The organism is Salipiger sp. HF18 (genome assembly GCF_011806505.1).
In the GTDB taxonomy this organism is placed as follows: domain Bacteria; phylum Pseudomonadota; class Alphaproteobacteria; order Rhodobacterales; family Rhodobacteraceae; genus Salipiger; species Salipiger thiooxidans.
Map to the genome: position 1 here is coordinate 1 of NZ_JAATOS010000366.1, position 4,031 is coordinate 4,031.

A 4,031-nucleotide genomic window follows, 5' to 3' on the forward strand; every position below is an offset into this window, starting at 1 on the left:
CCGGCACGGGTTCTTCACCCGACGAGGGGGCGCTTCCTCGGGAGTGTTCGCCGGACTCAACTGCGGCAACGGCTCATCGGACCAGTCCGAGATCGTCGCCATCAACCGCGCGCGGGTGGCCGACGCGATGGAGGTGCCGGTCGCGCAGCTGATCAACGTGCACCAGACCCATTCCGCGCGCGTCATGACCGTGTCGGGCCCGCACGAGGGGCCGGTGCCCGAAGCCGACGCGCTCGTCACCGCCACCCCGGGCCTGGCGCTCGCTGTGCTGACGGCGGACTGCCAGCCGGTGCTCTTCGGAGATCCCGAGGCCGGCGTCATCGGCGCGGCCCATGCCGGCTGGCGCGGGGCGCTGGACGGCGTGCTCGACGCCACGGTGTCGGCCATGGTGGCGCTCGGGGCCACGCCCGGGAACATCCAGGCGGTGATCGGCCCGTCGATCAGCCAGCGCGCCTACGAGGTCGGTCCCGAGTTCTTCGACGTCTTCATGGCCGAGGATCCGGTCAACGCCCGGTTCTTCGCCGGTGGCTCGGGCGACCGGCTGCACTTCGACCTGCCGGGCTACGGGCTGCACCGCCTGCGCAGCGCCGGCGTCGAGGCGGAGTGGACGCGGCATTGCACCTATTCCGACCCGGAGCGCTTCTTCTCGTACCGCCGGTCCGTGCACGACAAGGAAGCCGATTACGGCCGTCTGATCTCGGTGATCCGGCTCTGACCCGGGACCCGGAATAGCGCCGGAAACAAAGGCGGCCATTTCCTGAAATTGTCCGCTACGGGTCCAAAACGTGCCCCAATTCCTGCGCATCCTCGGCGCAGGACGCAGGGCGCACCTGCGATCCGGCAAGGGTGTCCCGGCAGGTCCGGGACCGGATATGGGGAGCTGGCAATGAAGGCGCAGAGCCGTTTCACAAGAACGCTGATCGATACCAAAGAGGCCGCGACCGGAGGTCGCCCGGCCTGCGGGCGCCTTTGCCAGTCCCGACGAAAGAGCCCCGCGACGCTCTTGGCGCTTGCCTGAAGATTGCAGCTGATTCGCCGGCCCTCGGCGAATTGTGGCGAAACGGTTCGGTATTTTCCGACAATCCTATACATCGGGCCGGACCGACCGGCCTCAATAGGTCAAATCCGGTTCAATTTTGACAGATCCTGGGCAGTCCGGCCTGTTGCTCGCCAACGAAGCCGCGAACGTCCTTCTGTCGTTGTTGGTGGGGGCCAGCACGGATGTGACCGCCTCAAGAAAGGGGGATCACATGTCCAGCCTGCACCAGTCCTTCCGTCCCTCGGGCGATCCGGTTTCCGACAATGTCTATCGTGACACCGCTTCTCTCCGGGACGGGCGGCCGCAGCGTGCATCTTCTCTCATGCGCAGGTACGAGGCCGCCGCGTTGCGTCCCGATCTCACAATCTCGTGCGGGAGCCACGTCGCGCCGGCCACCGCGCTCTTCGAGGAGGCGGCCACCGCCTTCGCGCGCGGCACGCTGATTCCCACGGTGCGCGGCCCCGTCGCCATCGAGGACCTGCTGCCCGGCGACTACGTGCAGAGCAGCGAGGGCGCGCAGCCGGTGACGTGGATCGGCTCGACCTCTTACGTGCCGGGGGTCGAGAATGGTGAGACCACGGTCGTGCAGCTGTCGCGGATCACCGCAGACGCCTTCGGGCCGACACGGCCGCAGGCGGACGTGCTGGTGGGGCCTGCTGCCCGCATGGTGCTGCGCCGCAGCCGCCTGAAATCGCTGATCGGGCAGGAGCGGGTGCTGGTGCCGGTCGCGGATTTCGCCGACGGCGACCGCATCGTGCAGGTCACGCCGGCGTCCCCGGTGCAGCTCTTTCACCTGATGCTCGGACGGCACGGCACGATCCGGGTGGGCGGGATCGAGATGGAGACCTATCATCCGGGCAAGACCGTCACCCGCGGCCTCGGCGAGCCCATGCGGGCGCTGTTCCTGTCGATGTTCCCGAACATCGGGATGATGCATGATTTCGGCGAGCTGACGATGACGCGCACGACCCGTGACGTGATCGAGGGGCTCGTCACGGCCTGAAGACTGCCGCCTGAAGGGGTGTTGCCCGAGACCTGCGCCCGGCCGGTCAGGCGCTGCGGTTCAGTCGTTCCTCGAGCACATCGAAGGGCACGCCCGGCTCGTCTTTGGCGCCGCGGATCACCAGCGAGGTCTTTACCGAGCCAACGTTGGGCGCGGTCAGCAGCTCGCCGGTCAAGAAGCTCTGGAAGGTCGAGAGGTCCGGTGCCACGCATTTCAGGATGAAGTCGACCTCGCCGTTCAGCATGTGGCACTCTCGCACGAGCGGCCACGCGCGGCAGCGGTCCTCGAAGGCGCGCAGGTCGATCTCGGCCTGGCTCTGGAGTCCGACGCTGACGAAGACCTGAACCTCGAATCCCAGCTCGCGCGGGTCGACCTCGGCGTGGTAGCCGCGGATGAACCCCTGCTCCTCGAGCGTGCGCACACGGCGCAGGCAGGGCGGCGCGGAAATGCCCACGCGCTTGGCAAGTTCGACGTTGGTCATACGACCGTCGGCTTGCAGTTCGGCCAGAATCTTTCTGTCGATGGGATCAAGCCGGTTCCCGGGCATCAGTCAGTCCTCACGTGAATTCGCGATTGTTATACCACCCCGCACGGCCGGCGCAATAAAGTTTCGTTTTCGCGAAAGATTGTTAATGATTTGCGACCTGAATCGCATGGTTCTGCCCGGGGTTTGCGCAGGCGGCGCACATGTCTATATGCATGGACCAAACCGAATGCCACAGCTTCCGAGGCGCCTCCCATGTCCGACACACGCCATACCAAGGTTCTCATCATCGGCTCCGGCCCCGCGGGCTACACCGCCGGCGTCTACGCGTCGCGCGCGATGCTCGAGCCGATCCTCGTGCAGGGGCTCGAGCCCGGCGGCCAGCTGACCACCACCACCGAGGTCGAGAACTGGCCCGGCCACACCGAGATCCAGGGCCCCGACCTGATGGTCAACATGGAGGCCCACGCCCGCGCCATGGGCACCGAGATCATCTCGGACATCATCACCTCGCTCGAGCTCGAAAAGCGGCCCTTCGTGGCGCATGGCGACAGCGGCACGACCTACACCGCCGACGCGGTGATCCTTGCCACCGGCGCCCGCGCCAAGTGGCTGGGGCTCGAGTCGGAAGAGGCGTTCAAGGGCTTCGGCGTCTCCGCCTGCGCGACCTGTGACGGCTTCTTCTACCGCGGGCAGGAGATCGTCGTGGTGGGCGGCGGCAACACCGCCGTGGAAGAGGCGCTCTTCCTCACCAACTTCGCCAGCAAGGTGACGCTGATCCACCGTCGCGATGAGCTGCGTGCCGAGAAGATCCTGCAGGACCGCCTGATGAAGCACGAGAAGATCGTGCCGCTCTGGCATCACGCGCTCGAGGAGGTCGTGGGCGAGGACAGCCCCAAGGGCGTGACCGCGGTGCGTGCCAAGGACGTCCGCACCGGCGAGATCACCGAGATCCCCTGCAAGGGCGTGTTCATCGCCATCGGCCACGCCCCGGCCAGCGAGCTGGTCAAGGGCGTGCTCGAGACCCACATGGGCGGTTACGTGAAGACCCAGCCCGACAGCACCGCGACCTCGATCCCCGGCGTCTTCGCCGCGGGCGACCTGACCGACCACAAGTACCGCCAGGCGGTGACCTCGGCGGGCATGGGCTGCATGGCCGCACTCGAGGCCGAGCGCTGGCTGGCGGAGCAGGGCATCGACGAGGGCAAGGACGAGTCCCTGCCGCTCGGCTACGGTGCCGAGGTGCCGGCCGAGGGCTGATCCCTCGCCAATCTGGCTCGGGGAAGGGGCGTGCCGATGGCGCGCCCCTTTCGCGTTCCGCTGCGCGCGAAGTGATAGTGCGTGATTTTCCGGCAACCGGGCGTTGCAAAAGAATCACGTTGGCAGGAATCCCCCTGATCGGCCAGTTAGGGCTTTCTCTGTCCGGTCATCCGTGTAATGCGTTCATCCGTGAACACACTTTGAGTCGCTCGCCATGCCCGCACCTGGTGCAAAACCGATTACCG

General features: G+C 66.7%; 4 protein-coding genes. 3 read left to right on the forward strand and 1 reads right to left on the reverse strand.

Annotation, left to right across the window (positions count from 1 at the left end; all coding sequences use genetic code 11):
* The coding region (pgeF, locus tag HC022_RS20605) for a peptidoglycan editing factor PgeF (protein ID WP_167453665.1) at nt 1-715 on the forward strand (715 nt) is incomplete at its 5' end.
* 535 nt (nt 716-1,250) lie between these two features.
* Nucleotides 1,251-2,042, forward strand: a complete 792-nt coding sequence (locus HC022_RS20610) for a Hint domain-containing protein (protein WP_254885199.1) — start codon at nt 1,251-1,253, stop codon at nt 2,040-2,042.
* Between the two features lie 46 nt (nt 2,043-2,088).
* Here HC022_RS20610 and HC022_RS20615 read toward each other — a convergent pair whose 3' ends face one another.
* Complete coding sequence (locus HC022_RS20615; protein WP_089954712.1) at nt 2,089-2,589, reverse strand: Lrp/AsnC family transcriptional regulator; 501 nt, start codon at nt 2,587-2,589, stop codon at nt 2,089-2,091.
* Between the two features lie 192 nt (nt 2,590-2,781).
* Between HC022_RS20615 and trxB the strand changes: the two genes are divergently transcribed.
* On the forward strand, nt 2,782-3,786 hold the full coding sequence (trxB, locus tag HC022_RS20620; RefSeq protein ID WP_167453666.1) for a thioredoxin-disulfide reductase: 1,005 nt from the start codon (nt 2,782-2,784) through the stop codon (nt 3,784-3,786).
* The last annotated feature ends 245 nt before the right edge of the window (nt 3,787-4,031 follow it).

Excerpts from the sequence above, each read along its gene's own strand:
- HC022_RS20615 (WP_089954712.1), bottom strand. The coding sequence starts at position 2,589 with ATGCCCGGGAACCGGCTTGATCCCATCGACAGAAAGATTCTGGCCGAA.
- trxB (WP_167453666.1), top strand. The coding sequence starts at position 2,782 with ATGTCCGACACACGCCATACCAAGGTTCTCATCATCGGCTCCGGCCCC.
- HC022_RS20610 (WP_254885199.1), top strand. The coding sequence starts at position 1,251 with ATGTCCAGCCTGCACCAGTCCTTCCGTCCCTCGGGCGATCCGGTTTCC.